We start from the raw sequence: 540 nt of genomic DNA, 5'->3' as shown, positions 1-540 counted from the left end.
CTTGAGCTAAGCCGTCTGGACTTGGTTGAATTGCGTATTGCAACTCAATGCCAAACTCTGAGCCATCACCCAATAGGCGCTGAAATCCTTCCTGGTCTTCTGGCGTGGTGATGATCAAGATTTCACGAATGCCAGCAAGCATGAGTACCGACAACGGGTAGTAAATCATTGGTTTGTCATAAACCGGCAGTAACTGCTTAGAGACACCGCGTGTAATAGGGTAAAGGCGAGTGCCCGAGCCACCTGCTAAAATAATGCCTTTCATTATTCGCCCGCTCCTAATCGCTCTAAACTGTATGAACCATCAAGCACGCGTTGCCACCATTGCGGATTATTAAGGTACCATTCCACGGTTTTGCGAATGCCGCTTTCAAAGGTTTCTTCTGGCGTCCAGTTAAGCTCTTGAGCAATCTTGGTCGCATCAATTGCGTAGCGCACATCATGACCTGGGCGGTCTTTGACATAAGTGATCAAAGATTCATAAGACTCAACACCTGCCGGCTTGTCTGGTCGCAGCTCTTCAAGCAAAGCACAAATGGT

2 protein-coding genes are annotated in these 540 nt (G+C 48.0%); both read right to left on the bottom strand.

Annotated elements, in window-relative coordinates; translation table 11 throughout:
- Nucleotides 1–265, bottom strand: a 265-nt coding sequence (locus tag R7E38_RS23300; protein WP_318082219.1) for a sugar phosphate nucleotidyltransferase, incomplete at its 3' end; no start/stop codon positions are given.
- A partial coding sequence (locus R7E38_RS23295; RefSeq protein ID WP_318082217.1) for a GDP-mannose 4,6-dehydratase occupies nucleotides 265–540 on the bottom strand: 276 nt, incomplete at its 5' end. The genes R7E38_RS23295 and R7E38_RS23300, both read right to left, overlap by 1 nt.

The sequence above is a fragment of the Vibrio sp. Vb2131 genome, from assembly GCF_033338535.1.
Taxonomy (GTDB): domain Bacteria; phylum Pseudomonadota; class Gammaproteobacteria; order Enterobacterales; family Vibrionaceae; genus Vibrio; species Vibrio alginolyticus.
This window is presented reverse-complemented; position numbering and strand designations above follow the sequence as displayed.